18 protein-coding genes are annotated in these 26,011 nt (G+C 71.9%); 14 read left to right on the forward strand and 4 right to left on the reverse strand.

Going from position 1 to position 26,011, the window contains the following annotated elements; all coding sequences use genetic code 11:
• Positions 1-59 precede the first annotated feature (59 nt).
• From ACFFIA_RS19110 to ACFFIA_RS19150, 9 genes are all read left to right on the forward strand, one after another.
• Complete coding sequence (locus ACFFIA_RS19110) at positions 60-248, forward strand: ferredoxin (protein ID WP_377252831.1); 189 nt, start codon at positions 60-62, stop codon at positions 246-248.
• 542 nt (positions 249-790) lie between these two features.
• Positions 791-2,287 (forward strand): class I adenylate-forming enzyme family protein, encoded by a 1,497-nt coding sequence (locus ACFFIA_RS19115; protein ID WP_377252832.1) that lies wholly within the window; start codon positions 791-793, stop codon positions 2,285-2,287.
• A gap of 105 nt (positions 2,288-2,392) precedes the next feature.
• On the forward strand, positions 2,393-3,526 hold the full coding sequence (locus ACFFIA_RS19120) for an ABC transporter substrate-binding protein (protein WP_377252833.1): 1,134 nt from the start codon (positions 2,393-2,395) through the stop codon (positions 3,524-3,526).
• Positions 3,527-3,600: 74 nt separating this feature from the next.
• Complete coding sequence (locus ACFFIA_RS19125) at positions 3,601-4,515, forward strand: branched-chain amino acid ABC transporter permease (protein ID WP_377252834.1); 915 nt, start codon at positions 3,601-3,603, stop codon at positions 4,513-4,515.
• On the forward strand, positions 4,499-5,212 hold the full coding sequence (locus ACFFIA_RS19130; protein WP_377252835.1) for an ABC transporter ATP-binding protein: 714 nt from the start codon (positions 4,499-4,501) through the stop codon (positions 5,210-5,212). Before ACFFIA_RS19125 ends, ACFFIA_RS19130 begins: the two co-directional genes overlap by 17 nt.
• Positions 5,209-5,913, forward strand: coding sequence for an ATP-binding cassette domain-containing protein (locus ACFFIA_RS19135; protein WP_377252836.1), 705 nt, complete (start codon positions 5,209-5,211; stop codon positions 5,911-5,913). The genes ACFFIA_RS19130 and ACFFIA_RS19135 overlap by 4 nt, the downstream gene beginning before the upstream one ends.
• Before the next feature lie 38 nt (positions 5,914-5,951).
• Positions 5,952-6,839 (forward strand): branched-chain amino acid ABC transporter permease, encoded by an 888-nt coding sequence (locus ACFFIA_RS19140; RefSeq protein ID WP_377252837.1) that lies wholly within the window; start codon positions 5,952-5,954, stop codon positions 6,837-6,839.
• On the forward strand, positions 6,836-7,696 hold the full coding sequence (locus ACFFIA_RS19145) for an SDR family NAD(P)-dependent oxidoreductase (protein ID WP_377252838.1): 861 nt from the start codon (positions 6,836-6,838) through the stop codon (positions 7,694-7,696). Before ACFFIA_RS19140 ends, ACFFIA_RS19145 begins: the two co-directional genes overlap by 4 nt.
• Positions 7,693-8,454, forward strand: coding sequence for an SDR family NAD(P)-dependent oxidoreductase (locus ACFFIA_RS19150; RefSeq protein ID WP_377252839.1), 762 nt, complete (start codon positions 7,693-7,695; stop codon positions 8,452-8,454). The genes ACFFIA_RS19145 and ACFFIA_RS19150 overlap by 4 nt, the downstream gene beginning before the upstream one ends.
• A 23-nt stretch (positions 8,455-8,477) precedes the next feature.
• Here the strand turns inward: ACFFIA_RS19150 and ACFFIA_RS19155 are convergent, their stop codons facing one another.
• Positions 8,478-11,267 carry an AfsR/SARP family transcriptional regulator gene (locus ACFFIA_RS19155; protein WP_377252840.1) on the reverse strand — a complete coding sequence of 930 codons (2,790 nt, stop codon included), beginning with the start codon at positions 11,265-11,267 and terminating at the stop codon, positions 8,478-8,480.
• Between the two features lie 370 nt (positions 11,268-11,637).
• Here ACFFIA_RS19155 and ACFFIA_RS19160 point away from each other — a divergent pair, with 370 nt between their 5' ends.
• The 3 genes from ACFFIA_RS19160 to ACFFIA_RS19170 are packed head-to-tail and all read left to right on the forward strand — an operon-like array spanning position 11,638 to position 18,537.
• Positions 11,638-13,632, forward strand: a complete 1,995-nt coding sequence (locus tag ACFFIA_RS19160) for an FG-GAP-like repeat-containing protein (RefSeq protein ID WP_377252841.1) — start codon at positions 11,638-11,640, stop codon at positions 13,630-13,632.
• 59 nt (positions 13,633-13,691) lie between these two features.
• Positions 13,692-18,014: a polymorphic toxin-type HINT domain-containing protein gene (locus ACFFIA_RS19165; protein ID WP_377252842.1), complete on the forward strand. Its 4,323-nt coding sequence runs from the start codon at positions 13,692-13,694 to the stop codon at positions 18,012-18,014.
• Positions 18,001-18,537, forward strand: coding sequence for a hypothetical protein (locus ACFFIA_RS19170; protein WP_377252844.1), 537 nt, complete (start codon positions 18,001-18,003; stop codon positions 18,535-18,537). Before ACFFIA_RS19165 ends, ACFFIA_RS19170 begins: the two co-directional genes overlap by 14 nt.
• A 58-nt stretch (positions 18,538-18,595) precedes the next feature.
• Here ACFFIA_RS19170 and ACFFIA_RS19175 read toward each other — a convergent pair whose 3' ends face one another.
• The 3 genes from ACFFIA_RS19175 to ACFFIA_RS19185 all read right to left on the reverse strand — a co-directional run bounded on the left by ACFFIA_RS19175 (position 18,596) and on the right by ACFFIA_RS19185 (position 23,247).
• Positions 18,596-21,433, reverse strand: coding sequence for an AfsR/SARP family transcriptional regulator (locus ACFFIA_RS19175; RefSeq protein WP_377252845.1), 2,838 nt, complete (start codon positions 21,431-21,433; stop codon positions 18,596-18,598).
• A gap of 141 nt (positions 21,434-21,574) precedes the next feature.
• Positions 21,575-22,900, reverse strand: a complete 1,326-nt coding sequence (locus ACFFIA_RS19180; RefSeq protein ID WP_377252846.1) for an MFS transporter — start codon at positions 22,898-22,900, stop codon at positions 21,575-21,577.
• 167 nt (positions 22,901-23,067) lie between these two features.
• Positions 23,068-23,247: a hypothetical protein gene (locus ACFFIA_RS19185; RefSeq protein WP_377252847.1), complete on the reverse strand. Its 180-nt coding sequence runs from the start codon at positions 23,245-23,247 to the stop codon at positions 23,068-23,070.
• Positions 23,248-23,549: 302 nt separating this feature from the next.
• Between ACFFIA_RS19185 and ACFFIA_RS19190 the strand changes: the two genes are divergently transcribed.
• A complete protein-coding gene (locus ACFFIA_RS19190) occupies positions 23,550-25,436 on the forward strand; it encodes a RiPP maturation radical SAM C-methyltransferase (protein ID WP_377252848.1) in 1,887 nt (628 codons plus the stop codon).
• Positions 25,436-26,005 (forward strand): DUF5825 family protein, encoded by a 570-nt coding sequence (locus tag ACFFIA_RS19195; RefSeq protein ID WP_377252849.1) that lies wholly within the window; start codon positions 25,436-25,438, stop codon positions 26,003-26,005. Before ACFFIA_RS19190 ends, ACFFIA_RS19195 begins: the two co-directional genes overlap by 1 nt.
• Positions 26,006-26,011: the final 6 nt, after the last annotated feature.

Raw genomic sequence — 26,011 nt, forward strand, 5'->3', positions numbered from 1 at the left:
CGCGGATCCAGCGCTCGTGGCGACAGCATCCGAAATCCAACAAGCACTCGGTAGGTGTCATGAGAATTACCGTTGACGAGAATCTGTGCGACTTCCACGGCCAGTGTGAGATCGCGGCCGGCTCGATCTTCCAGCTCGTCGGTCCCGCCGACCTCCGATATCAGCGGGAGGTCTCCGGAGACCTGCGTACGGAGGCGGAGGCGGCTGCCGACCTGTGCCCCGCGCAGGCGATCCAGCTCGACGACTGAGCGGATCCGCACGATCGGGCGGTGACCGTCGGAGACTCCGTTCTCCGCTGTCGAGGCGCGGGGTGCCGCCGCGTGGCGCGGGGGTGGGCGCCGGCTCCACGCCGTGACGGCCGTAGCCGACCTGCCAGGGACCAGGTGACGCGCGAGGCCGGCTGAGACCTGGGCGGGCGGCGCTGCCGTGCGCCGTGGCAACGGCCGGCAGCCGGTGCTCCTGGACGAACCCCACGTTCTCATCCGCCGTATCGGAAGGTCCGGACGAGGCCGAGCGAGGCCGAGCGATGGCGCGCCGTCGGCAGCGGTCCCGCGCGGCCCGACGCCCGTCATGCCGGTGACAGCGCCGGCGCACCGGTCGCCGTCGTCGTCGGTGACCTGCCAGGACGGCGGGTCCGGCGGTCTTCGGGGCGGCGGTTCGGTGGTCCCCGGGGCGGCCCAGAGGACCACATTCCATGAATATGAATATAAAGGTAGACATGGTCGGGGGGTGCGCCCTATGGTTACCCCGAAGCGGGCGTGACGCGAGACACAGTGAAGGAGCGACCACGATGTTTCCGGCCGTGGTGGAGCGACTCGAGCTCAACGCTCGGCTGTTTCCCGAGCGACTTGCCTACGACGACGCGGCGCGGGCCGTCTCGTGGTCGGCGGCCGTCGAGGAGATCGCCGCGATCGACACGGGACTTCGCCGCGCGGGAGTTCGTCCCGGGGCCCGGGTCGGCCTGCTCCTCGACAACTCGGTCGACAGCATCCTCGCCCTGCTCGCGGTCTGGCGCGGCGGCGCCGTCGCGGTCGTCGTCAACCCGCGGATCGACGTCAGCGCCGTCGTCGAGCAACTGGCGACGGCGGAGGCGACCGTCATCGCGGCGCCCCCGTCGCTGCGCGACCTCGCCACCTCCCTCGGCACCGTGACCGGGATCGACGTGGCGCCGGACCTCGCCGCCCTTCGCACGACCCGCCCGTCCGCCGAGCCCGTCGTGGCCGCCCCGGACGACCACGCGCTGATCTCGTTCACCTCCGGGACCACGGGCAAGCCGAAGGGCACGTTGATGTCCTACCGCAACCTCGCGGTCCGAGGCGGCACCTACGCCGTCGCCGGGGCGCTGTGCAGCCGCGACCACGGCCTCATCAGCACGCCGCTGTGCATGGCGGGCTCGCTCAACCTGTCGCTGCTGCCGTACCTCTACGGAGCGGCGGCCTGCTTCATCACGCCGGAGACCGCGGGCCCGGCGCTCGTCGACATCGTCGCGTCGCGCGGCATCACGACGATGTTCATGGTGCCGGTCGTCAGTCGCCGGCTGGCGGAGGCGGCGACCCGCGCGCAGCTCGCGTCCGTCCGCTTCCTCATGAGCTCGGGAGCCGAGCTGCCGGCGGACCTGCTGGACGACCTGACCGACCGGCTCGGCATCGACGTCCACGAGGCGGCCGGCACATCGGAGACCGCCGGCGGGCTGTACATCACGCAGCCCGAACGGGCGATGCACCGGCGCAGCGCCGGGCGTGCGATCGGGTCCTACTGGGTCGAGATCCGCGATCCGGCGACCGGCGAGCCCGTGCCACCGGAGACCCAGGGAGAGATCGTCATCGGCGGCGTGGCCGTCGGCGTCGGCTACCTCGACGGCGGCGACGTCCTGCCGTTCCCGCCGACCGGCAGCGCGACCGGCGACATCGGATACCAGGACCACGACGGCTACGTGTACGTCACGGGCCGCATCAAGGACACGATCGTCACCGGTGGGCAGAACGTCTATCCGATCGATGTCGAGGAGGTCCTGCGCGGGATCCCGCGCGTGCGGGAGGTGGTGGTGCTCGGCTGCCCCGACCCGACGTGGGGCGAGGCGGTCTGTGCCGTCATCGTGCCCGACGGTGCGGCGCCGGAGTTCGCCGACATCGTCACGCGCGCACGCGAGAAGCTCGCCGGATACCAGGTGCCGAAGCGGATCGCGATCGTCGACGAGCTGCCCTACACCACGATGGGAAAGCTTGATCGCAAGGCGCTCAAAGCCAACTGGCAACGCCTCGACTGGCAGTCGGGCAGCGGTCGTTAACCCCCCGACGTCCTCCGCCGCGGCCCCCGCTCCGGAGACGTGTCAAACGAATGAAAGGCACAGATCACTATGGGCACCAATCGTTCCAGCCTGCCTCGCGGAGGTTTGGCGGTCGCGTTCGCGGCCGCCGCGGCGCTGCTCCTGAACGCCTGTGGGTCGGGAAGCACGGAGTCCGGTGACGGCCTGCCCTCGAAGGTCACCATCGGCGCGGGCTACGACGTGACCGGAGCGGCCTCGGCCTACGGCAAGGCGAACGCCGAGGGCGCGCAGATCGCCATCGACCTGGCCGTCGAGGACAAGATGCTCGGCGACAGCACCCCCACGCTGAAGCTCGAGGACACCGGCTCCGAGCCGAACCAGGTGCCCGAGGTGTTCCAGAAGCTGGCGCGGGACAAGGAGGTCGTCGCGTTCGCCGGCGGCACGCAGTCGTCGGGCGTCTCGCTCGCGCTCCCGCTGACGGAGCGGTTCAAGCTGCCGTTCGTCGTGGCCACCGCGGCGACTCCCGGCCTCCTCGCCGACAACGAGTGGGCGTTCCGCACCACCATGAGCAACGCGATCATCTTCGGCCAGAGCCTCGACCTCGCGATCGAGCGCTTCAAGCCGCAGCACGTCGGCGTGGTGTTCGACCAGGCGAACCCGACCCTGGCCGACACCGGCAAGATCGCGCAGAAGGCGTTCAACGAAGCGGGTATCAGCGACGTCCGGCTCGAGGGCTTCGACGGCGCGAGCACCACCGACTTCGCGCCGTTCCTCACCAAGGTCAGCCGCGGCGACGACCTCGACCTGCTCGTGAGCCTGGCCACCGGGCAGGCTCCCGCACAGATCACCTCCCAGGCCCGCAAGCTCGGCATCGACGTGCCGATCCTCGCGCAGCAGACCATCGTCTCCCCGGACTACCTGAAGGGCGCCGGCGCCGCGGCCGCGAACTCCTTCACGGTCGGCACGTACCGCCCCGAGCTGTCGGACACCGAGCTCAGCAAGCGCTTCGTCGCGGCGTACGAGGCGAAGTACGGCAAGCAGCCGGACCAGTTCGCCGGCGACGGCTTCCACGCGACGTGGTTCACGCTGCTCGCGATCAAGGAGGCGGACTCCACCGATCGGGAGGCGGTCCGGGAAGCGATGGCGACGGTCACGACCTGGGACGGACTCCCCGAGACGATCACGATGAAGGACCGGGACGCCGAGTGGACCGGCATCCCGCTGGAGATCACGACCGACGGCCCGAAGCCCTGGCAGTGAGTGCGTCCATGCGCGACCTGAGCGCGGCCGGTGGGGCCGATGACCCCCCACCGGCCGTCTGAGGAGGAGGACCGATGGACTGGAACATCGCAAGCGGACTGATCGCGGCGCAGATGCTGTGGGCCGTCGGTCTGTCCATCTGCCTGCGGGCCGGTGTGTTCGCGCTCGGCAACCTGGCCTTCGGCCTGTTCGGCGCCTACGCGGGTCCGATCCTGATGATCAGGGCCGGGGTGCACTGGTTGCCCGCCACGCTCGCCGCCGCGGCGCTCGGTGCGCTGCTCGCCTTCGTCATGGGCTACGTCCTGCGGCGTCTCAACGAGCACTTCCTCGCCATCGGCACGATCGTGCTGCTGATGGTCCTCGCCAGCCTGGCGACGGGCATGACCGACTTCACCGGGGGAGCCGTCGGCCTGGCCGGCATCCCGGTTGTGGTCGACGCCTGGATCCCCACGACGATGATCGTCGTCATCACCGCCGCCATGGTGCTGGTCGAGCGCCGGCGGTGGGGGCACGTGCTCGACATCGTCGGACGCGAGCCGTTCGCGGCCGAGTCGCTCGGGATCCGGCCGGCGCGGGTCCGGCTTCTCGTGCTGACCATCTCGGGGGCGCTGACGGCCGCGGGAGGGTCGTGGTTCGCCGTCTGGTACGGCTTCATCGACCCGAACGTCATCGGCCTCCACAACCAGTTGGACGTGATCGCGTCCGCCGTGGTCGGCGGATTCGGCAACCCGGTGGGACCGTTGGTCGGCACCGTGGTGATGTACCTGGTCGGGGAGCTGACCCGCGAGGTCGCCGCGTACCGCGACATCGTGGCCGGCCTGATCGTGATCGCGTTCGCCCTCCTCGCACCGCGCGGAATCACCTCGCTCGTCGGCACCGCGTGGCGACGCGTCGCCGGCCCGCGGGTGAAGGTGCCCCCAGTGCCGGAGACCACCGCACCGGCGCCGTCCGCCGTCGACAAACGGAGCGAGCATGTTGCGGATTCATGAGGTGTCCAAGTCCTACGGCGGGGTCCGTGCGCTGTCCGGCGTCTCGCTCGCGGTGGACCCCGGCGAGGTCGTCGGCCTGCTGGGCCCCAACGGGGCCGGGAAGTCGACCCTGATCGACGCGGTCGCCGGCGCGATCGACATCGACCACGGCTCGGTCACGTTCGACGGCGGCGACGTGACCGGGGTACCCGCCTGGGAGCGGGCGCGTCGCGGCGTCGGCCGCACCTTCCAGCGGATCCGGCTGGTGCCGACGCTGTCGGTCTTCGACAACGTCGCGATGCCGCGACCCGGCCGGGCGCGGGACCTCGGCCGGGTACGGGCGGTCCTCGACGAGTACGGGCTGACGCGGTGGGCGCAGGTCATGGCACGCGATCTGCCCGCCGGGGTGCAGCGCCTGGTGGAGGTCGCACGGGTCCTCGTGTCCGACCCGAAGCTGGTCCTGCTCGACGAGCCGCTCGCCGGCCTCGGCGAGCACGAGATCGAGCTGTTCGAAACGGCGCTGCACCGGATGCGCTCGCCGCTGCGCTCGATCGTCCTCGTCGACCACAACGCCCCGTTCGTGCTGTCGGTCGTGACGCGGGCCTGCCTGATGGTCCAGGGCGAGCTGCTGCTGGACGGGACGCGGGACGAGGTACGGAACTCCGAGGTCGCACGCCGGTCCTACCTCGGCAACCCAGCGGAGGAGACGGCCTCATGACGCTCGAACTGCGTGGCCTTTCGGTCAGCTACGGAGGAGGCAGCGACGTCGTGCGCGACGTCGACCTGGTCCTCGAGACGGGCACGTTCATGGCGCTGATCGGCCGGAACGGAAGCGGCCGCACGTCACTGCTGCGCGCCATCGCCGGCTCGATCGGGCACCGCGGGACGATCATGGTGAACGGCCACCGCGTCGGTGGGCGGGACGCGTCCCCGTACCGCGCGAGGAGGCACGGGATCTCGCTGGTCCCGGAGCGCCACGCGTCGATCGCCGAGCTGACGGTCGCCGAGAACGTACGGATGGCGAAGGGATGGGCGCCGCGCAGGTCCGGCGACGAGGCCGACGTCCTGGACATCTTCCCGGAGCTGCGTGGCCGGTGGAACGTCCGCGCCGGGCTGCTGTCCGGCGGCGAGCAGCGCAAGCTCGGCATCGCACTGGCGCTCGTGTCCGACCCGCGCGTGCTGCTGGTGGACGAGCCCTCGCTCGGGCTCGATCCGCTGACCGTCGCGGCGGTCCACGAGGCGCTGGGGCTGCTGGCGGCCGATGACCGTATCGCGCTCATCAGCGACGAGAAGCTCAGCCCGGGACTCGCCCGGCTCTGCACGCGGGTCGCCGGGTTGCGGGACGGACGCATCGTCGGTCCCTGGGCCCCGGACGAGCCGCGGCTGGCCGAGCACCTCCAGGAAGTCGTCTACGCATGAACGCCGTACGGGCTTTCGGCCCCAAGGAGTGATTCGGCATGGTCTTCGTCCAACAGATCGTCAACGCGATGGCTCAGGCGGGCGTCTACACTCTGTTCGGGGTCGGCTTCGCCCTGCTCATGGGTAACCTGCGCGTGCTCAACGTCGCTCACGCGGGCGTGTTCACGATGGCCGCGATCCTCGGGTCGTTCGCCGCCGACGCCACCAACCTCGCGGTCGGCTTCGCCGTGGCGATCAGCACCGGTGTCGTGCTCGCGATGGCCGTGGAGCTGGTGGCGTACGCCCCACTGCGCCGGCGCAGCAGCCACGGCATGGAAGGGCAGTTGGCCGGCGTGCTCAGCGGTCTCGGCGCGCTCTTCGTGCTCGAGGGGATCGCCCGCATCCTGACCGGGGGAGCGAACGTCGCGCCGTCCAGCGACGCGTTGAACGGCGGGCACGCGCTGTTCGGCCTGCGCTTCACGGTCACCGGAGGGCTCATCGCGATCAGCGCGGCCGTCGCCGTGGTGCTGGTCGCCATCTTCCTGAGCCGTACCCGGATGGGCATCTCGATCAGGGCCGTCGGATTCGCCCCACAGGTGACGCGCGACCTCGGCGTGCCGGTCGGGCTCGTCTCACTGAGCGCGTTCGCGCTGGCGGGCGGGCTCGCGGGTCTGGGCGGCATGCTCATCGGCATCCACACCTCGACGGTGACCTTCACGATGGGCCTGCCGTTCCTCCTGATCGGATTCATCGTGTCGATCCTCGGCGGCTACGGCAACGTCGTCGGTACCGCCGTCGCCGCGATCCTCATCTCGATCCTCGAAGTGTTCATCACACAGCTCGGCTTCGGCCCGTTCCGCGGCGCCATCGTCGGCGGGCTCCTGCTGCTGGTGCTGGTCGTCAAGCCGGACGGCCTCATGGGTCGGCGCGAGAGCGTCCGCGCATGACCCGGCTCGAAGGCAAGGTCGCGGTCGTCACCGGGGCCGGGCGCGGACTGGGACGTGCCCACGCGCTCGACCTGGCGGCGCACGGCGCCGACGTCGTCGTCAACGATGTCAACCTCTCGCCGTCCGGCGACCCTGCCGGCGAGACCTCACCGCTCGACGAGGTGGTCCGCGCGGTGCGGGCGCTCGGGCGCCGTGCCGTGGCCAACCGCGACTCGGTGGCGACGCCCGGCGGAGCGGCCGGGATCCTCCGCACGGCACTCGACGCCTTCGGACGGGTCGACATCGTGGTCAACAACGCCGGCTTCCTGCGCGACCGGACGATCGGCAAGATGTCGGACGAGGAGTGGACCACCGTGCTCGACGTCCATCTGGCCGGAGGCTTCTACGTCGCGCGGGCGTTCTGGCGCGAGTTGCGGACAAACGCGGGGGCTCTGGTGTTCACCACGTCGCACGCGGGCCTGCTGGGACAGTTCGGCCAGTCGAACTACGCGGCCGCCAAGGCCGGCATCGTCGGCCTGGCCCGCACTCTGGCGCACGAGGGGCGCCGCGACGGAGTACGGGTGAACGTGATCGCGCCGATCGCGACGACCCGGCTGTCGGCGCTCGCCAACGACCAGCTCCGCGACGCCGTGGCCGACTTCGACCCGGCCTACGTGGCGCGGATGGTGACCTGCCTCGCGGGGGCCGCCGAGACGGGCGCGGTCTTCGGCATCGCCAACGGCGCGTACAGCCGTTTCGTGCTGCATGAGACGGAGCCCGTGCGGTTCGACGGCGTACCCACCGCCGACGACCTCGACGCGGCCCTCCCGACCTTGGCGGGGGAGCGGGCCAGTGCCCCGGCGGTGATGCCGTCATGAGCGCGCCCGCCGGGCGATGGGCGGTCGTCGCCGGCGCCTCCGGTGGCGTCGGGGCGGCCACGAGCCGGCGACTCGCCGCGGCCGGATGGCACGTCGCGGTGCTGTACCGGTCGAACCACGCGAAGGCCGCGGAGGTCGCCGACGCCGTGCGTGCCGCCGGTGTCGAAGCCGAGGTGTTCCAGGTCGACCTCGCGGACGCGGAGCGGGTCGGCGCGGTGGTGGCCGACGTCGCCGGGCGCGGCCTCGCGGGCGTGGTGTACGCCGCCGGCCCGGCCATCCCGATGGAGTACGTCAGCACGATCACCCCGGCGATGGTCGCCGAGCAGATGACCACCGACGCGGTGGCCGGCTTCCACCTGGTCGCGGCGGCTCTCCACCCCCTGCGGGCCGCCGGCGGTGGGCCGATCGTGGTGGTCGGAACGCCCGCGGTCACGCGCGGCACCGTCCGCGACGTGCTGTCGACGATGCCGAAGGCGGCGCTGGAGCAGTTGGTGCGCTCGGTGGCCCTGGAGGAGGGGCGCTACGGAATCCGCTGCAACATGGTCGGCGTCGGGCACCTCAGCGACGGGATGTTCGACTACCTGCGAAGGAGCGGCTACTACACCGACGAGTACCTCGCCCGAGCCCATGAGCGGATCCCCCTCCGGCGGGCGGGCACGAGCGACGAGATCGCGGAGACGATCGAGTTCCTCATGTCGGACCGCGCCGCGTACATCACCGGCCAGACCGTCAACGTCGACGGCGGCTACTCCATCTGACGCCGGCCGGCCCGACCACGGAGTCAGTGGCGCCGCGGGCCGGCCATGCCCTCATGGAGAGACCCCAACCGGAGAGATCCCAACCGGAGAGACCCCAACCGCGAACGTAGGTCGTCGGCGTCCCGGTGGCCGACCTCGTCGAGGATCGCCAGCGCCTGCCGCCAGCTTGTTCGCGTGGCCTCGTCGTCACCGGCGGCCTGGTGCGCCTCGCCGAGGTGGATCAGCTTCAGGGCTTCCATGTGGCGGTTGCCGAACTCGCGGCACCGCTCGACGGCCCGCTGATAGTAGTCGATGGCCTCCCGGTACCGTCCGAGTTTGAGGTGTGCGTGGCCGAGGCTGTCCCACACGTCGGCCATGTTGGACAGTTCGTTGACCTCGGCCAGCTCGACCAGTGCCTGTTCACAGTCGACGATGGCCTGCTCATGGTCGCCCAGCACGGTGTGGTACCAACCGACGGCGGTGCGGGCCACCGCCTGCAGGACCCGGTGGCCGGCCTCGGTGGCCGCTTCGAGCGACAGCTGGGCGATCCGCAGGGCGTCGGCGTAAAGGCCCTCCTGTCCCGCCAGCCAGGCCCGGTAGAGCTGCGCGCGGATGTGGCTGGTGTTCTCACCGGCCTCCCGGTAGAGGCGGAGGGCCTGTTCGAGGTGCGCGTCGGCCTCGTCACGAAGGCCCATCTGAAACGAGGCGTGCGCGAGGTTGCGGTGGATGTCCGCCTGCCCGAGGACATCGCCGCGGCGGCGAGTGGCCTCCAGCGCCGCTCGCTGCACGGTGACCAGGTCCGGCCAGCGCCCGAGCCAGCCCAGGAAGGTGACCAGCAGCCAGCACAACTGCTGGATGTGGTGGTCGAAGTCGCCGTCGCGGTGCTGGTCGACGACCGCCAGCAGCACGGGCAGCTCGGTGGTCAGCCATGCCCGCGCCTCGGTGTTGCCGGCGAAGGTCGCCGTGGCCACACCATCCTGCGCCGGCGGCGGCGTGACCTTGTCCCGGATGTCGGGCAGCCACCGGTCCGCGGCGTGCACGGAGTGCAGGTAGTGGTCGAGCATCCGATGCCGCGCGGCACGCCGCTCGGGCTCGGTGTCGGTGGCGCGCCCCAACTCGGCGGCGTAGGCGCGCAACAGGTCGTGGAAGGCGTACCGGCCGGGCGCGTGCTCGGTGAGCAGGTGCGCCGCGGTGAGCTCGGCCAGCGTACGGCGCACGGCCGGCACCGGCAGGCCGGCGAGGCTGGCGGCGGCGGCCGTGCCGAGGTCGGGGCCGGGGTGCAGGCCGAGCTGCCGGAACAGCCTCGCCGCCGGCGGGGTCAACGCCTCGTACGACCAGGAGAACACCGCCCGTACGTCGGTGGCCACGTCGTGGCTGGCCAACGCGTCCAGCCGGCCCTGCATGTCGGCCAGCTCGCCGGCGAACGCCGCCAACCGGAAGCCGGGATTCGTAGCGGCGCGGGCCGCGACCATCGCCAACGCCAACGGCAGCCCGGCACAAGCCTGGACGATCCGGTCCACGGCCTCCGGTTCGGCCGTCACCCTCTCGGCGCCAAGCCGACCGACCAGCAACTGTCGCGACTCGGCCTCGTCGAGCACGTCCAGCCGCACCGGGCGAGCGCCGTCGGCGGCGACCAGGCCAGCGAGCTGATCGCGGCTGGTCACCACCACCATGCTGCCGGCCGAGCCGGGCAGGAGCGGCCGTACCTGGGCGGCGTCGCGGGCATTGTCGAGGACCACCAGCATCCGCCGGCCGGCCACCCGGTCGCGGTACAGCCCGGCCTGGGCCTGCGTACTGGTCGGGATCCGGTCCGGCGGCACCCGCAACAGCTCCAGCAGCGTCCGCAGCGCCTCCGCCGGGCTCACCACCTGGCCGCCTGGGTCGAAGCCACGCAGGTTCAGATACACCTGTCCGTCGGGAAACCGATCCCTCACCCGGTGCGCCCAATGCACCGCCAGCGCGGTCTTTCCGACCCCGGCGTAGCCGCCGATCGCGGTTATCAGCACCGTGGACGGAGGGTCGTCGGCCGGGCCGAGCAACGCGTCGAGCTGGTGCAACGACGCGGTCCGCCCGGTGAACCCCACGACGTCGGCCGGTAGTTGCGCGGCCGGGTTCGCCGCGGCGCCAGTCCCGGTGCGGTCCGCCGCGGCGGGCGGGTCGCCGTGCTGGTCGGCCCTCACGGCGACCGTCGGGGCGAGTTCGGGATCCTGCCGCAGGATCCGTTGGTGCAGCAGGCGCAGCACGGGCCCCGGATCGCAGCCGACCTCGTCGACCAGGCGATCGTGCAGCGCCCGGTAGTGGGCCAACGCCTCCGCCTGCCGGCCACAGCCGTACATCGCGAGCATCAGTTGCCCGGCGACCCGCTCGTCCAACGGATGCTCCGCGGCGGCGGCCGACAACTCCGGCAGCAGGGGTGCGTACTCGCCGCGGCGCAGCAGCGCGTCGTTGCGGTCCAACACGGTCTCGAACCGCTCCGCCTCCAGCGCCGCCGCCACCTGGCGCAGCCAGTCGCTGTCGAGGTCCGCGAACGGGGTGCCCCGCCACAACGCCAACGCGTCGCGCCACAGGGCGGTCGCGCGGTCATCGTCGCCGAGCGACCTCGCCTCGCCCGCGATCACACGGAACCGGTGCAGGTCGACCGCGGCCGGGTCGGCATCCAACGTGTAGCCGCGAGATCGCCGTACCAGCGCCGGGCCGTCCGCGTCGGCGAGCACACCACGCAGCCGGGACAGGTAGGTGTGCAACGTCAACCGGGCGCGCTGCGGCGGGGCCTCGCCCCACACGCGGTCCACGAGCTCGTCGATCGAGACCCCGACGCCCAGGTCGACCAACAACGCCGCCAGCACCGTCCGTTGCCGAGCGTGACCAAACCTGACCGGCCCTCGCTCGCTGTGCGCCCCCACGGGCCCCAGTACCTGGAACCACATCACTCCTGCCCGGCCCCCACCCCCGCGGTCGGCGATTTATGCGGAGAGTACAGGCACGCCAGGCGTACCGGATGGCAGCACGGCCGCGGCCCGTCCGCGTAGCCGCGTCCGGCGGTGCGGCACCTCGGCGCCGTACCCGGAAATCCGGTCAGGACCTGCGCATTCAATTCGCGTGCAAGGAAGAGCCAAACGGCCTGCCGCAAGGTGAACGGGATCACCGTGCGATTTAGGGAAGTCACATATGCGTTTTGTGGTCAAGCGACGTCACCGTGTGGCGGTGGGCGCCGGTCTGGTGGTGGCCGTACTGCTGGCCGGGACCCCCGCGTACGGCATCGCCAACGGGGAGCCGGTCGCGGCGGGCGCCTACGGTTTCGCCGCTCATCTGCGGATCGGTGACGTTCGAGCGTGCTCGGGCACTCTCGTCGGCACCGCGTCGATGCCGGAGCGGCGATGGGTCCTGACCGCGGCCTCGTGCTTCGCCCAGGACGGCCGGCCGACCCGGTGGGGGCCACCGCCATGGCCGACCACGGTCACCGTCGGCCGTTCCGACCTCCTGGGACAGCAGCCACGCTCCTCGGCCTCGGTCCCGTCCGTCGACGCCGTCCGGGCCACCGACGTCATCTCGCATCCCGATCGCGACGTGGCGCTCGTCCGCCTGGCGAGCCCGGTCACGGCGGTCACCCCGGCTTCGCTCGCGGCCAGCCCGGCGGCGGTGGGGGCGCAGGTCCGGGTCGCCGGGTACGGCCGGACCGCCACCGAGTGGGTCCCGGATCGCCTGCACAGCGGCGCCTTCACCGTCCAGGCCGCCCGCCAGCACAGCTATGACATCGCCGGAAGTGGCTCGCCGTTCGCCAGCCTCTGCGAGGGCGACGCGGGCGCGCCCGTGTTCGGCGGCGGCACTCCCGTCCTCTATGGACTCGTCAGTACCTCGTCGCAGGCTGGATGCCTCACCGAGACCGGGACGGGCAACGGCGCGACCGCGGTGCGGGTCCACGACCTCGGCGCGTGGATAGACGAGAAGGTGGCTGCCCAGCCGACCGGACTGGTGCGGTCGGAGCGGGGTGACCTCACCGGCGACGGGCACACGGATCTGGTCGGCATGGACTCCGAAGGGCGCCTGTGGCTCTATCCGGGGCTCGAGATGCCCGCGTGGTTCGGCCCCCGCGTGCAGATCGGCACCGGCTGGGCCTCCATGGTCCGCATCGCCGTGGGGGAGTTCACCGGCGACAGCCATGACGACGTGGTGGCGGCCGACCGCGATGGCAGGCTGTGGGTCTATCCGGGACAGGGCGCCGCCTGGCTCGGCAGCCGCATCCAGATAGGTTCCAGCGGTTGGGCCACGATGGTCCACCTGGAGATCGGCAACTTCAACGGGGACGCCTACGACGACGTACTGGTGGTCAACGCCGCCGGGGAGCTGTGGGTCTATCCGGGCCGGAGCGACGGGAAGCTCAACCCGGCGTTCCGGATCGGTCGCTCGGGCTGGGCGGCGATGGTGCACCTCGCGGCCGGTGAGTTCGACGAGGACGCTCGGGACGACGTGCTGGCCGTCGACGCCGCGGGCAAGCTGTGGCTGTATCCCGGCCTCGGCACCACCGGGCTCGGCAGCCGCGTCCAGATCGGCAGCAGCGGTTGGGCCACGATGCGGACGTTCACCGTCGGCGAGTTCAACCGCGACGCGTACAACGACGTGCTGGTCTTCGACCAGGCGGGCAAGTTGTGGCTGTACCCCGGCACCGAAACCCCCGGCACCGAAACCCCCGCCCTCGGAGCGCGGGTCACCGTGGGGGAGGGCGGCACCGGCGCCGCGGTCCCCGGTGAACCGCGCGCTCTGGACGGGCTCGGCACATCGGTGGTGGAGGGGTACCGGTACCCGAACGCCGAGCAGATCCTGGCGGAGCAGAACGTCAAGCTGATCTCCGGCGACGGGCACATCCTGCTGGCCGACTGCGCCACGCCGCCGCAGGGAGACATCGGCCTGCTGAAGGTCTACACCACCGAGGAGGAGATCGGGGTCGACGGGATCGGGCGGGTCTGCTTCAAGGTGCGGGCACCGTACGGGTTCCTCGACCTCGAGGTGCCGGGCGTGTTCGAGATCCGTGGTGACGGCCTGCGTACCGGCACCGGGCATGAGGTGACGGCGGACCTGCGGGACGACGACGGCGAGCAGATCACGGTCGACCTGGTCCCCGACGGCAGCACGCAGGTGGGTCTGGGGGGCGACGCGCACGCCTCGCCCACGATGCTGCTGCGCCTGACCGTGACCGGCTGAACCGGCACCGACGTCTCTCTTTCGAACCTCCGCAAGCCTCCGAGGAGGAGTGACCTTCGATGGGCGGATCGCTTCGATTCCGGGCTGGCCGGCGCACCACCGTGGTCGCCGCGCTGACCGTCCTGACGCTGTTGGCCGAGTTTCTGCACGCGGGTGCCGCGAGGGCCGCGGAGGGCGAGCCGACCGCCGCCGACCGGGGGTTGGTGGTCTCCGCCTGGCGGGCGGGTGGCGCGCAGGTGCGGGCCGCGGCGGCGGCGGCGCTGGTCGGCTCCGACGACCAGGTACGCGCCTTCCTGGAAAGTGGTTTGCGGGAGGCCCAGCGGCTGGACGAGCGCGACGTGCTCGTGGGAGTGATCACCGAGGGCGGGCCGGCGGTCCGGGCGGCGGCGAAGCAGGCGCTGGACGCGGCCGAAGCCGGCGACGGTGACGCCATCTCCACCTTCCTCGGCAGCGGATGGCAGGAGGCGTCGGACATCGACGCCCGTGTGTCGGTGAACCAGTTGATGGCGTCCGGCGGCCCGCAGGTGCGGGAGGTGGCACAGCGGGCGCTGGACTCCGAGGACCCGGCCCTGTTGCGGACGTTCCTGGACTCCGGTTGGCAGACGCAGTGGGTGACCGACCAGCGGTTGCGGGTCAACCAGGCGATGGCCACCGGTGGACCGCAGGTGCGGGCCGCGGGGCAGAAGGCGCTGGACGCCGGCACGCCGGAAGCCCTGGAGCAGTTCCTGGAGTACGAGTGGGCGGTCGCCTCGGCGCGGGACGACGAGGTCGCGACCCTGACCGACCTGTTGGCGCAGGCCGAGGCGGCCGGGAAGATCGCGGCCGAGGAGACCCGGCAGGCCAAGGAGGAGGCGGCCCGGGCCAAGGAGGCGGCCGAGGCGGCGCGCCGGGCCGCCGCCGCGGCGGCGGCTGCCACCGAGGCGGCGCGCCAGAACACCGAGCAGGCGGCGGCGCACGCGAAACGGGCCGCGGTCGCCGCCGAGAAGGCGGCGCAGTCGGCCAAGGTGGCGGTGCAGGCGGCGTCCGCGGCCTCGCGGGCGGCCCGGGCAGCCGCGACGGCGGCGGCGCGGGCAGCGGCGGCCGCGTCCCTGGCGGGTCAGGCGGCGGCGAAGGCACGCAAGGCGGCCGCCGCGGCGGCGACAGACCAGGCCAAGGCCGCCGCCGCCCGGGCCGCGGCGGAGGAAGCGAACGCGATCGCGCGCGGGGCGCGAGACTTCGCGTCCAAAGCGGATCAGGCGGGCCAGGCGATCGAGGCGGGTATGGCCGCCGTCGACGCGGCCATGTCGGCGGCGAACAACGCGAACCTCGCGGCGGCGGCCAACGACGAAGCGGTCCGACACGCGAACGCGGCCGGTGCGAACGCCGCGGAGGCGGTGGCGGCCGCACAGCGGGCGCGCGCCAACGCCGAACGGGCGGTGCGGGCGGCACAGGCGGCGCAACGGTACATGCAGGTGGCGCGGAACGCCGCGTTCGCCGCACGGGACGCCGCCGTCCGCGCGGCGGACAACGCCGAGGCCGCGGCGCGGGCGGCGATCGAGGCGGCCGAACACGCGGGGGAGGCGGCCGAGGCCGCCCGCCGGGCCGCCGAGAACGCCGCGGCGGCCACCGTCGCCGCGCAGGCCGCTGTCGACGCGGCGAACCAGGCGATCGGCGTGTTCGAGGCGGCCCGCCAGGCCGACGCCGAGCGACTGGCGGTCGCTCGCGACCAGGGCCTGGAGGCGGCCCAGGACGCGAACACCGCGTACGAGGCGCAGCAACGGGTCGCCGACTGGGATGTCGAGCAGGCCGCCAGGCGGGACGCGGAGACCAACGGGTTGATCGCCGAGGCGCGGAACCCGGCCACGCCCCGTGCGGCGGCGGTGGCGGCCGGACGTCGCGTGGCCCTCGCGCTGGCCGACGCCCACGGCACCTGGACCCGGCAGGCCGCCCTCTCCGCGCTCGGTGGCAGTGACGAGCAGGTGCTGTCGTTCGTACGCACCGGGCTGGACTCGGCCGCGGCCCAGGACGACCGCCACGCGGTGATGAACCTGGCCACCGCCGACAACACCGCGCTGCGGGACGCGGCGCGGGCGGCGCTCGCCGGCGGCGACGCGGACGTGCGGCAGTTCCTGCGCACGCAGAACTACCCCGGCCGGTACACGGCCGACCGCGTGAAGGTGAACCAGATCCAGGCCGCCGCGCGTACGGCCGGCAACATGTATCTGGTCCAGAAGGCGCAGGAGGCGCTGGACGCCGAAAACCTGCGAGCCCTGCGCGACTTCCTCGACACCGGCCAGTACACCGCCGCCGCGGTAGGCCAGCGCTTGCAGGTCAACCAGGTCCTGGCCGACCCGGACAGCGGTCCGGAGGTCGAGGCCGCCGCCCAGGTCGCGCTGGACGGCCCACCGACGGCGCTGCACGAGTTCCTCGAGACCGGCCGGTACGCGGCCGCGGAGCGCGACTACGAGAGCGCCGTTCACCTGGCCGTGGTCGGTGGACTGCTGGAGAAGATCAATCAGGTCGCCGAGACCGCGGTGCAGAACGCGCTGGAGGCGAACGCCGTCGCGGCGCAGGCGCGCGGTGACGCGGAACAGGCCGCGGCGTACGCGAACCAGGCGGCCGCGTCGGCCCAGAAAGCGGCCGGGTACGCGAGCCGGGCGCAGGGGTACGCGAACCAGGCCGCCCAGTCGGCGCAGAAGGCCGCCGCCGCGGTCGACACGGCCAGGAAAGCCGCGACCCGGGCCACCGCCTCCGCCCGTAGCGCCGTCCGTTCGGCGGCCTGGGCCGTCTCGTCGCAGCAGGTCGCCGCCCAGGCCGCCGCCGAAGCCAACGCCGCCGCCCAGCGCGCCTACGACTCGGCGGTCGCCGCCGGCCAGGACGCCGAGGCCGCGGCCGCCGCCGCCGAGCAGGCATACGAGGAGTACGAGTTCGCCCGAAACGCCGAGCTGCTCGCCTGCAACGACATGTACACCTCGAAGCCGGCCACCGACCTGGAGGAGCTGCTGGGCGCCTCCGACGGTGAGTGGTTCGACAACTGCGTCGCGAACGTGATCGCCGACCCCGCCGAGCTGGCGACCCGGGCGTACGTCAACTCCTCCTACTGTGAGGTGTTCCAGGAGGGCAGCCAGGGATACCAGAACTGCCTCCACAGCGTCCTGGACCCGGCGTTCGCCGGGACGCTGAGGATGACCCTCCTGGTCCAGACGCTCAACGCGATGGCCGCCACCTTCGTCCCGCTCGCGGTCGTCGTCGCGGCCGGCTGCGTCGCCACCGTGGTGTGCGCGATGGCGGTCGGCAGTCTGATCACCATCGGCGATGTCGGGCTGAACCTCTACAGGTTCGTCAACGGCGACCAGTCCCTGGCGGAGACGCTGCTCAACCTCGGCCGGGCAGCGCTCGAGTCGCTGCTCCTCGCCGGCCTGGGGAGGGTGCTCTCGGTCGGCTTCCGGAGCCTCCGGGCGCTCTACGTGACCGCCCGGAACGCCAACCGCGCGGAGGGCGTACTCCAGGTGGCCAACTTCGGCCGGATACGCATGCTGGGGCTCACCGCCTGCCTGCGGCACAGCTTCGACCCGGCCACGCCGGTCCTGCTGGCCGACGGCACCTACCGCCCGATCAGCCGCATCGAGGTGGGCGACCGCGTGCTCGCGAACGATCCCCGTACCGGGCGTACCACCGGCGAGTCGGTGACGCGTGTGCTGCGGCACCGGGACGTCGAGCTCACCGACGTGCGGGTCGTACACGGCGACGGCACGACAGGAACGGTGCGCACCACCGACGGCCATCCGTTCTGGTCGGAGACGGGCGGCGCGTGGGTCGACGCGTCCGACCTCGCGCCAGGTACGCGGCTGCGTACGCCGGCGCGTGTACCGGCCACCGTCGGAGCGGTCCGCTCCTTCGCCGGCTCGAAGGTGATGTACGACCTCAGCCTCGCCGACGTCCACACGTTCTACGTGCGGGCCGGTGGCGCGCCGGTCCTGGTACACAACAACTACGAATGCCGGCCGTTCCCGAACCAGTTTCCGGAGCGGCTGGACGCGGAGCTCGACCTCGCCGACAGCCTCGGAGTCCGCCCGGTGAGCCCGGGACAGCCCGGCTTCGACCAGGCGATCAACGAGGGTAGGGTGAAGTGGGCCATCACCATGGACGGGTTGATCGTCGTCATGCCGAAGGTCGTTCAGGCGGAGGAGATCTCGCATCCCGCACTGACGAGGGGTGCCAATGTGCTGGCCGCGGGCGAGGCGGAGATAGCAGGTGGTGGCGGCCTGTACATCGGCGTGGAGATAACCAACCACAGTGGACACTTCATGCCGTCCGACGCCAGCCTCGACTTCGCGGTCCAGGTCTTCCACGACGCCGGAATCGACTTCCCGCCCGGGAGCATCCACTATGCGGAGCGCTGACGCCGAAGGCCTGAGGGGCCTCGGTGAGAAGAGCCAGAGCGAGATCCGGCGATGGTTGCGGGAAAACCAACCGGGCCCGGGAAACGGTCGCGCCTTCTGGTGGGAGGGCCTGGCCACGCGCGCGCTGCACGAGGTGTACCGCGCCGAGGACGACCAGGCCAGACGCGCCTACGCGTCGGTCGTGAAGGCGGTGACGGACGAGGCGGTCGACCTGGCGGTGACGAGCCCGCTCGACGGGGCCATCCGAGTCGCCAACCTCGCGGCCTTCCTGGGCGAACGAGGGCGGGGCCTCTTCGACGCCGACGAGATCGTCAAGGCGTGTCTCGCACACATCGAGCTTCCGTTCGACGTGGCGCTGAAGCAGGCGCATGACTGGAGGACACTGCCCAGGCCCCAGATCCTCGCCCTGCGGCGAGCCAAGAACCTGGTCTCCGCCTGCGCCCCGCTCGGCGACCGGTTGACCGACCCGGTCCTCGCCGCCGAGCTGGCGCGGTGGACCGCCCAACGCGACCGGCTTCCCTGACCACGACCACGCCGCACCGGGGCTGGGTCGCGTTTTCCGCCGAGCACCGGCTGGCGGATCACGCCGGCCCGGCGGAGGCGGTCTCCAGCAGCGCGACCTCGCGCTGGATCGATATCTCGATGATCGACTCGTGTGGTTGCCGAGCCATTTCCAGTGCCCGGTGCAGGAGGTGCCGGGCCTCGTCGTAGCGTCCCTCGCGCTGACGCAGCAGGCCCAGGCCGCGGACCGCCTGCGCCTGGCCGGGGAGGTCGCCGAGTTCGATGGTCATCGCGTACACCTCGGCGAAGGCCGCCTCGGCCTCCTGGTACCGGCGCTGGTCGAGGCGGAGCATTCCCTGCCAGAAGAGCACCTGGGCGATGCTCCTCCTGGCCTCCGGGATCTGACGGCAGTAGGTCAGGGCCCGCTCGAACAGGGCGTCGGCCTCGTCGAGCTCGCCATTTTGCATGGCGATCTGGGCCATGTTTCGCAGCGTGTACGCGGCGCCGCCGAAGTCGCCCCCTTCGACCAGGTCGGGAAGTGCGCTCGCGCACCGCCGGACGGCGTCGCCGAGTCGCCCCAACATCCTGGCGGCGCTCCCGGCCAGCGTCGTCGCGGTGGCACGCCCGTACCGGTCGCCGGCACGTTCGAACAGCGCTGCCGCTCGTAGCAGGTACTTCAGGCTGCGGTCGTACTCGTTCCGGTATCCGTACAGCTCGGCGGTCCGGCACAGGACGGCGGCCTGGCCGCGGATGTCGCCGGCCTGGAGCGTGCGCTCCAGCGCCTTGGCGAGCATGCGTTCCCAGCCATCGGCGTAGTGGCGCATCGGGTAGAGCGGCGACAGCGTACAGGCGAGGTCCCAGCACTCGGCGGAGCCGCCCTCGGTTGCGGCGAGCTGGACCATCTGTTCGAGGTTGATCCGCTCGCGTTCGAACCAGCCCAGGGGATCGCGGCGGACCGCCCGCTCGATCTCGTCGGCGACCGGCCACCGTGCCGCCTTGCTCCGCACTCTCAGCAGGTCGGGGCCGTGAACGGCCCGGAGCGCCATCTCGGCGAGGCGGAGGTACGCTGCCCGGGCCCGCGCTCGGGCCTCCCGCCGCGCGTGCGGGGCTTCGATCGCGTGGCAGTGCTCGCGGGCGACGAGCCGGACCAGGTTGTGCATCGCGAAGCGAGGGCCGGTGATCCCATCGGTGGCGTGGTCGAGGAGCTGGGCGTCGACAAGCTCCTCGAACGCCTCTTCCGCCGTGTCGAGGTCGGTGTCCAGCAGGGCGGCGCCGAGCCAGACCGGGATGTCGGGCACGTCCAGGTCGCCGAAGTGGTTGATCAGGCGTTGTGCGTTACGGCTGAGCCCGCGGTAGCTCAGACCGATGCTCGCGCGGACGTCGAGGTTGCCGTATGCGAAGCGGTCGAGCCGGGTCTGCTCGTCGTCGAGGCGGTCGACGAGCTTGGCGACGGTCCAATGTGGCTTGGCCGCGAGCAGCGCGGCCGCGATCCGGATGGCCAGCGGCAGCCCGCCGCAGCGGCGGACGAGCTCGGCCGCCGAGCCCGCCTCGCCGCTGAGCCTTGCCGCGCCCGCCGTGGCACGCAGCAACTGTGCGGCCTCGGCGGCCTCCATCACGTTGAGGCGGATGATGCCGGCGCCGATGACCGCGCCGATGGGGTGGCGCCCGGTGACGATCACGGCGCAGCCGGGACCGGCGGGTATCAGCGGCATGACCTGCTCGCCGCCGGCCGCGTTGTCGAGCACGATGACCACACGCCGGCGCCAGAGCAGCGACCGGTAGAGGTCGACGCGTTCCTCCAGCGTCGTCGGTACGGCCGAACCGGTGATGCCGAGCAGGCGCAGGAAGCGCCCGAGCACGTCCATCGGCTCCACGGGCTGCTCGGTGTCGAAGCCGTGCAGGTTGACGAAGAGCTGCCCGTCGGGGAACTCGTGGCTGAAGGCGTGCGCCGCGTGGACGGACAGGGCCGTCTTGCCGACGCCGGCGGGGCCGGTGACCACGACGACGGGAGCCGCGTTGCCGCGCCCGCCGAGCAGCCAGTCGGCCAGGGCGGCCATCGCCGTCTCGCGCCCCGTGAAGTCGGCGATGTCCGGTGGAAGGTTCTGCGGGACGTACTGCGGTGCGGGCGCGACCGGAAGCGCGTTGGGCTCGATGGCCGTCAGCGGGCCGGAGACCTCTCGCTCGTCCCGCAGAATCAGCAGGTGAAGCTCGCGCAAGGCAGAGGCCGGCCTGGTGCCGAGGGCGTCGGCGAGGGTACGCCGGCACCGCTCGTACAGCTCCAGCGCGTCGGAGGAGCGCCCGACCGAGCGCAGTGCGGTCATCGCCTGCTCGACCAGGCGCTCCCGGGTGGGATGGCGGGCGGCGAGGTGGAGGACGTCGTCCGCGATCCGTCGGTGCAGCCCGAGCCGGAGCTCGACGTCGAAGAGCGCTTCGTACGCGGCGAGCCGTTCGGCCTCCAGCCGGTGGATGAGCGACAGCGCCGTCGGGGTCTCCAACTCGTTGCCCAGGACCGCGCCGCGCCAGAGGGACAGCGCGCGCCGCAGTGACTGGCGCACGGCCTGGTCGGGCCTACGCGCCCCGTCGGCCACGATCTGCCGGAACAGCTCGGCGTCGACCCGGGCGGCCGGCGCGGTCAGGAGGTAGCCGTCGCCCCGGCCGCGGAGGGCGACCTCGCCCGAGGACTCCTCCCGCGCGCCGAGCTTGCTCCTCAACTCGGAGATCCTGCTCTGCAGCACGGCGCGGGCCCGCTCCGGAGGGCGCGCTCCCCACAGGTGCTCGACGAGCGCCTCGGTGGAGACCACGCGATTGAGCTGCAACGCGAGGATGCCCACGATGAGTCGCTGCTGCTTGCGGGCGAGGGGGACCTGACGGTCGTCCCTCCACACTTCCACCGGCCCGAGCACACGAATCTCCACCATTGTCCCCCCCGTAGGACAGCGGCCGATTCCGCACGGAACTGGCACTGGCAGGCGTCGATAGTATCCAACCGCCGGCGCGACCGCCGCCCCTCGATCAAAAACCGGCGGGCCACCATCGTCACCGAGTGGGTCCGGTTTCGATCAGGCGCCGACCCGGTTCGGCTCCGCCTCCGTTCGCACCTCGGCTGGGGCGTCGCTGCCGCGAAGAGCCAGCCACGCGTACGTCCCGCAGATCGCGATCAGGATGCCGGCGCCGAGGAAGATCGTGTCGTACGTCCCGAAACGCACACCGGCCACGTCGGCGTCGAGGTCGCGCAGCAGCGAGCTGGAGAGCCAGCCGGCGGCTCCGATGGAGACGACCGACATGAGCTGGATAGCCGGCTGCACCAGGCCGAAGACCCGTCCGAGCAGGTCACGCGGCACGGAGCGCATGACGATCGGGGCGACGACGGTGTTCATGGCGGCCAGCGGCAGGGCAAGCAGGAGGAGCAGCAGCAGGCCGGCCGCGAAGGTGGTGCTCCGCGCGTACAGGGCCATGAGCACGCCGGTCGCGATGAGACCGACCCAGTACGTCCGGGCGAGGCCCAGGCGCTGCCCGACCGCCCCGGAGAGCGCCGCGCCGGCGACCGCGCCCACGCCGAAGGCGGTGCCGAGGAAGCCGTACAACTCGGCCGAGGCGCCGAGGTTGTCGGTGACGAAGAAGACGTTGAGCGTGTTCATCAGGTAGGCGCCGAAGTTGGCGACCATGGCGCTGACGAGGAGCGCGACCAGGACGCGGCTGCTGCCGACCACGGCGAGGCCGGCCCGCAGCTCCGACCACACGCCCGGCCGCTGCGGGACCGCCCGGCCAGCTTCGGGCGCGGGGGTCCGCACGCCGTAGAGGAAGAGGAAGGAGACGAAGAAGGACGCCGCGTTGATGACGAGTGCCCAGCCGACCCCCACACCGAAGAGCAGGGGAGCGGCCAGGGGCGGCCCGACGATGCCGGCGATGGCCATCGACGCCTGGCCGATCCCGGACGCCTTCGCCCGATGCTCGGGTTCGACCACGTCGGCCACGACCGCGAAGCGCGCGGGGGTGAAAAAGCGGGAGATGGCGGTGCTGACGAACACGGTGGCGTAGATGACGGCCAGCGTGACCCCGAGCGGCACGGTCCCGTCGGGCAGGAAGGGCAGCAGGGCCAGGGCGCCGACGAGCCCCATCCGCAGCAGGTCGCTGACGAGCATCGTCCGGCGATTGTCCCAGCGGTCCACGTACACGCCCGCGATCGGGCTGATCAGGATGGTCGGGACGACGACGGCCGCCAGGACACCGCTGACGGCCGCCGGGGCCCACGGTTGGTCCGCGGCGAGGACCGTCGAGATCCAGAGGATGACCGTCACGTCGAAGACGTGGTCGCCGACCCAGGAAACGACGCCCGCCGCCCAGAGCTTCGCGTACGAGCGGTTGATCAGAAATCTCGTCAGCATCGTCTTGTCGGCCTCCGGTTGCCACGGCTGGTGTCTTCGCCCGATGGGGCTGGCGTGGTTGCTATGACGGCGCTCGCGCCGGGCGCCGGCACCCCCTCGGGGGGCATGGGGAGGCCGACGCCCGGCAGCTCAACTCGCCCAACCGCACGGCTTGGCGGCGGGTCCGGTCAGCTGCAACAGCCGACGTTGACGTGCACCGCCCGCTCGAGCGGGTCCTCCTCCTCGAACTCGTGGCCCTCGACGTCGCCGTCTTCCGGCACCGCCGAGCTGTAGCCCTTGGGCAGGCGCACCTTCGCCTTGATCTCGACGCTGTCCGAGGTCACGTCGATGTTCGCGTCTTCGGCCATGCTCGCTCGCCCTCCTTCCCTTCTCCGTCGCGGATGCTTTCCACTGCCGGAGCGGTGGTGCCGCCGGCGCGACCAGTAGATCCGGCCGCCAGCCTCGAACCCATCCGTCCGGCGGTGGATCGCCTCTGGTCCACCCTCAGACGGCGGAGGCGGGCACCGATCACCTCGCCAACCATCCGGGTGGTTGGCCACCGCCTTCCCCCGAGTGGTGGACGCCGGGTCCGGGGCCGCGGGCGATAGTCCAAACCGGCGGCGTCGTACGCCGCGGATCGGAGTCGGTGACGGTGACCCTTCGAATCGACGTGAGGCGCGTCGGGGCTGACCACGTCCCGGCCGAGCGACCGCCCGGCCGGCTCAGGGTCCTGCTCGTCTGCATGCCGTGGCTCGGCCTGCACCTGCCGTCGCTGGCGTTGAGCACACTGGCTCCGTTGGTTCGCGGGCTCGATTTCGTCGACGGCCTGGACGTGCGGTACGTCAACATCGAGTGGGCGCAGTACCTGCGCGACCGGACGGGCGGCCGGATCGGCAGCGGTGAGTACTCGGCCATCTCCGAAAACGACTTCTCCGCCATCGGCGAGTGGGTCTTCTCCGGTTCCCTGTACGACCGGCCGGATCCCGCGCAGACCGCCTACCACCGCCAGTTGACCGCGAACGGCCGCGACACGGCTGTGGCGGACGAGATGTATCGACTCGCCGGCCCGTTCGTCGAGGCGGTCGCCGACGACATATGCGCCGGCGGATACGACGTGGTCGGCTTCACCACGACCTTCGTCCAGAACATCCCCTCGTTCGCGATGGCCCGCGCGATCAAGCGGAGGCGGCCGGAGGCGGCCGTCGTCTTCGGCGGCGCCAACTGCGACGACGTACAGGGCGCGGCGATGCATCGCAACTTCACCTTCATCGACTACGTGGTCCGGGGCGAGGCCGAGCGGACCTTCCCGCTGCTGCTTCGCCGCCTCGCCGGCGCCACTGACGTAGCCGACCGCGACATCGCCGGGCTCTGCTGGCGGGACGAGCGCGGCGGGAACGAGGCCCGGGCCAATCCGATGGAGGCCGGTGGGGTGGGCGCCGACGCCATCCCGGAGGCCGTGCACGACGACTACTTCGCCGCCCTGGACCGGAGCCCGGTCGGCGCCGAGGTACGCCCGAAGATCATCCTCGAAGGGGCGCGCGGCTGCTGGTGGGGGCAGAAACACCACTGCACCTTCTGCGGGCTCAACAACACGCTGATGGCGTTTCGCGCGAAGGACGCGACGAGGATCCTGGACGAGCTGAAGCGAGCGGTCCGCAAGCACCGCGTCCTCGACGTGATGTTCGCCGACAACATCCTCGACCAGCGCTACCTGAACGAGCTGGTGCCGTCGTTGACCGCGCTGGAGTGGGACCTCGACATCTTCTTCGAGGTCAAGTCGAATCTCTCGTACCAGCAACTCGCCGCCCTCGCCCGGGCCGGCATCCTGCGCGTCCAACCCGGGATCGAGAGCCTCAGCACACACGTGCTGCAACTGATGCGCAAGGGCGTCCGGGGCTGGCAGAACGTCCGCTTCCTGCGCGACTGCGTGACCGTGGGCATTCATCCACAGTGGAATGTCCTGTACGGTTTCCCGGGCGAGACACCGGACGACTACGCGCCCGTCTTCGACCAGATGCCGCACCTGGTGCACCTGCCGCCGCCGCAGGGCGCCTCGCGCGTGGCGTTGACGAGGTTCAGCCCCTTCTTCAACGATCCGGGGCTCGGCATGGTCAACGAGGGGCCCGCGCCGGCGTACCGACTCGTCTACGATCTGCCGCTCGGGGAGCTGGCCGACCTCGTGTACCTGTTCCAGAGCCGCGACAGCGGGCTGGTCGGCGAGCCGGTGGAGCGGCTGGCGAAGACGGTCGCCGAGTGGTCGGGAGCGTCCGGGCGTGCCCTGGCCGCGTTCGACCTGGCCGGCGACGGCCTGATCCTGGTCGACCAGCGGCGGTCCGGGCACACGGCGGAGCACCTGCTCGACGCGGAGGAGGCGGCCGTGTACCGGCATCTGCTCAAGGGGCACAGCCTCGCCGCCCTGACCAGGATCGCGCGGGAGGCCGGTACCTCCCTGAGCCCCGACCGGTTGGCGGAGTTGGCGGCGCGATGGCGCGAGCAGGGTCTGGTCTTCCAGGACGGCGACGTCCATGTCGCGCTGGCCACGGGATTGGCGTACTGATGAGCGGAATCCTCGGCACGGGCGCCGCGCCGGCCCTGACCAGTCCGATGTGGATCGAATGGCCGTCGCATCTGGGCCGCCGCGTGGCCGACCTCGAAGCCGCCGCCCGGGAGGGAAGGCGTGGCGTGCTCGTCGGCGAGCCGGTGGAGGTGACGCCGGACGGTGACGCGGGCGCGGCGGCATTCGTGGCGTTGCTGCGGGAGTCGGCCCGTCTCGGGCTGGCGATCCGGTGGCGGGGATCGGTCCGTGGCATCCCGCACGAACTGGTCCGCCACCTCAGCGCACCGTACGTCGGCCAGACCGGTCGCTTCACGTGGCGGCGCCCCGGCAGGGTCGGCCTGCGGCTGCGCCGGGGGCCCGGCTTCCTGACGGTCGAGGACCGGCGGTACGGCCCGGTCCGGCGTACCGTCGTCCCGGACTGCGACGAACGGTTCGCCGCGCTGTCCCCGCGCGCCGACGCCGAGCTGCTGCCGGTGCTCGACCCCGCGGTCAGTGCGCGCCTGCGCTCGGACGGGCTGGCGGTGGCCATCGGTGACCGCCTTGTGACGCTGCCGGTGCACCTGCGCTGACCCGGG

Source organism: Phytohabitans kaempferiae, from assembly GCF_042433955.1.
GTDB lineage: Bacteria > Actinomycetota > Actinomycetes > Mycobacteriales > Micromonosporaceae > Phytohabitans > Phytohabitans kaempferiae.

Excerpts from the sequence above, each read along its gene's own strand:
- ACFFIA_RS19130 (WP_377252835.1), top strand. The coding sequence starts at position 4,499 with ATGTTGCGGATTCATGAGGTGTCCAAGTCCTACGGCGGGGTCCGTGCG.
- ACFFIA_RS19165 (WP_377252842.1), top strand. The coding sequence starts at position 13,692 with ATGGGCGGATCGCTTCGATTCCGGGCTGGCCGGCGCACCACCGTGGTC.
- ACFFIA_RS19110 (WP_377252831.1), top strand. The coding sequence starts at position 60 with ATGAGAATTACCGTTGACGAGAATCTGTGCGACTTCCACGGCCAGTGT.
- ACFFIA_RS19195 (WP_377252849.1), top strand. The coding sequence starts at position 25,436 with ATGAGCGGAATCCTCGGCACGGGCGCCGCGCCGGCCCTGACCAGTCCG.
- ACFFIA_RS19170 (WP_377252844.1), top strand. The coding sequence starts at position 18,001 with ATGCGGAGCGCTGACGCCGAAGGCCTGAGGGGCCTCGGTGAGAAGAGC.
- ACFFIA_RS19175 (WP_377252845.1), bottom strand. The coding sequence starts at position 21,433 with ATGGTGGAGATTCGTGTGCTCGGGCCGGTGGAAGTGTGGAGGGACGAC.
- ACFFIA_RS19180 (WP_377252846.1), bottom strand. The coding sequence starts at position 22,900 with ATGCTGACGAGATTTCTGATCAACCGCTCGTACGCGAAGCTCTGGGCG.
- ACFFIA_RS19185 (WP_377252847.1), bottom strand. The coding sequence starts at position 23,247 with ATGGCCGAAGACGCGAACATCGACGTGACCTCGGACAGCGTCGAGATC.
- ACFFIA_RS19135 (WP_377252836.1), top strand. The coding sequence starts at position 5,209 with ATGACGCTCGAACTGCGTGGCCTTTCGGTCAGCTACGGAGGAGGCAGC.
- ACFFIA_RS19115 (WP_377252832.1), top strand. The coding sequence starts at position 791 with ATGTTTCCGGCCGTGGTGGAGCGACTCGAGCTCAACGCTCGGCTGTTT.
- ACFFIA_RS19140 (WP_377252837.1), top strand. The coding sequence starts at position 5,952 with ATGGTCTTCGTCCAACAGATCGTCAACGCGATGGCTCAGGCGGGCGTC.
- ACFFIA_RS19145 (WP_377252838.1), top strand. The coding sequence starts at position 6,836 with ATGACCCGGCTCGAAGGCAAGGTCGCGGTCGTCACCGGGGCCGGGCGC.
- ACFFIA_RS19150 (WP_377252839.1), top strand. The coding sequence starts at position 7,693 with ATGAGCGCGCCCGCCGGGCGATGGGCGGTCGTCGCCGGCGCCTCCGGT.
- ACFFIA_RS19125 (WP_377252834.1), top strand. The coding sequence starts at position 3,601 with ATGGACTGGAACATCGCAAGCGGACTGATCGCGGCGCAGATGCTGTGG.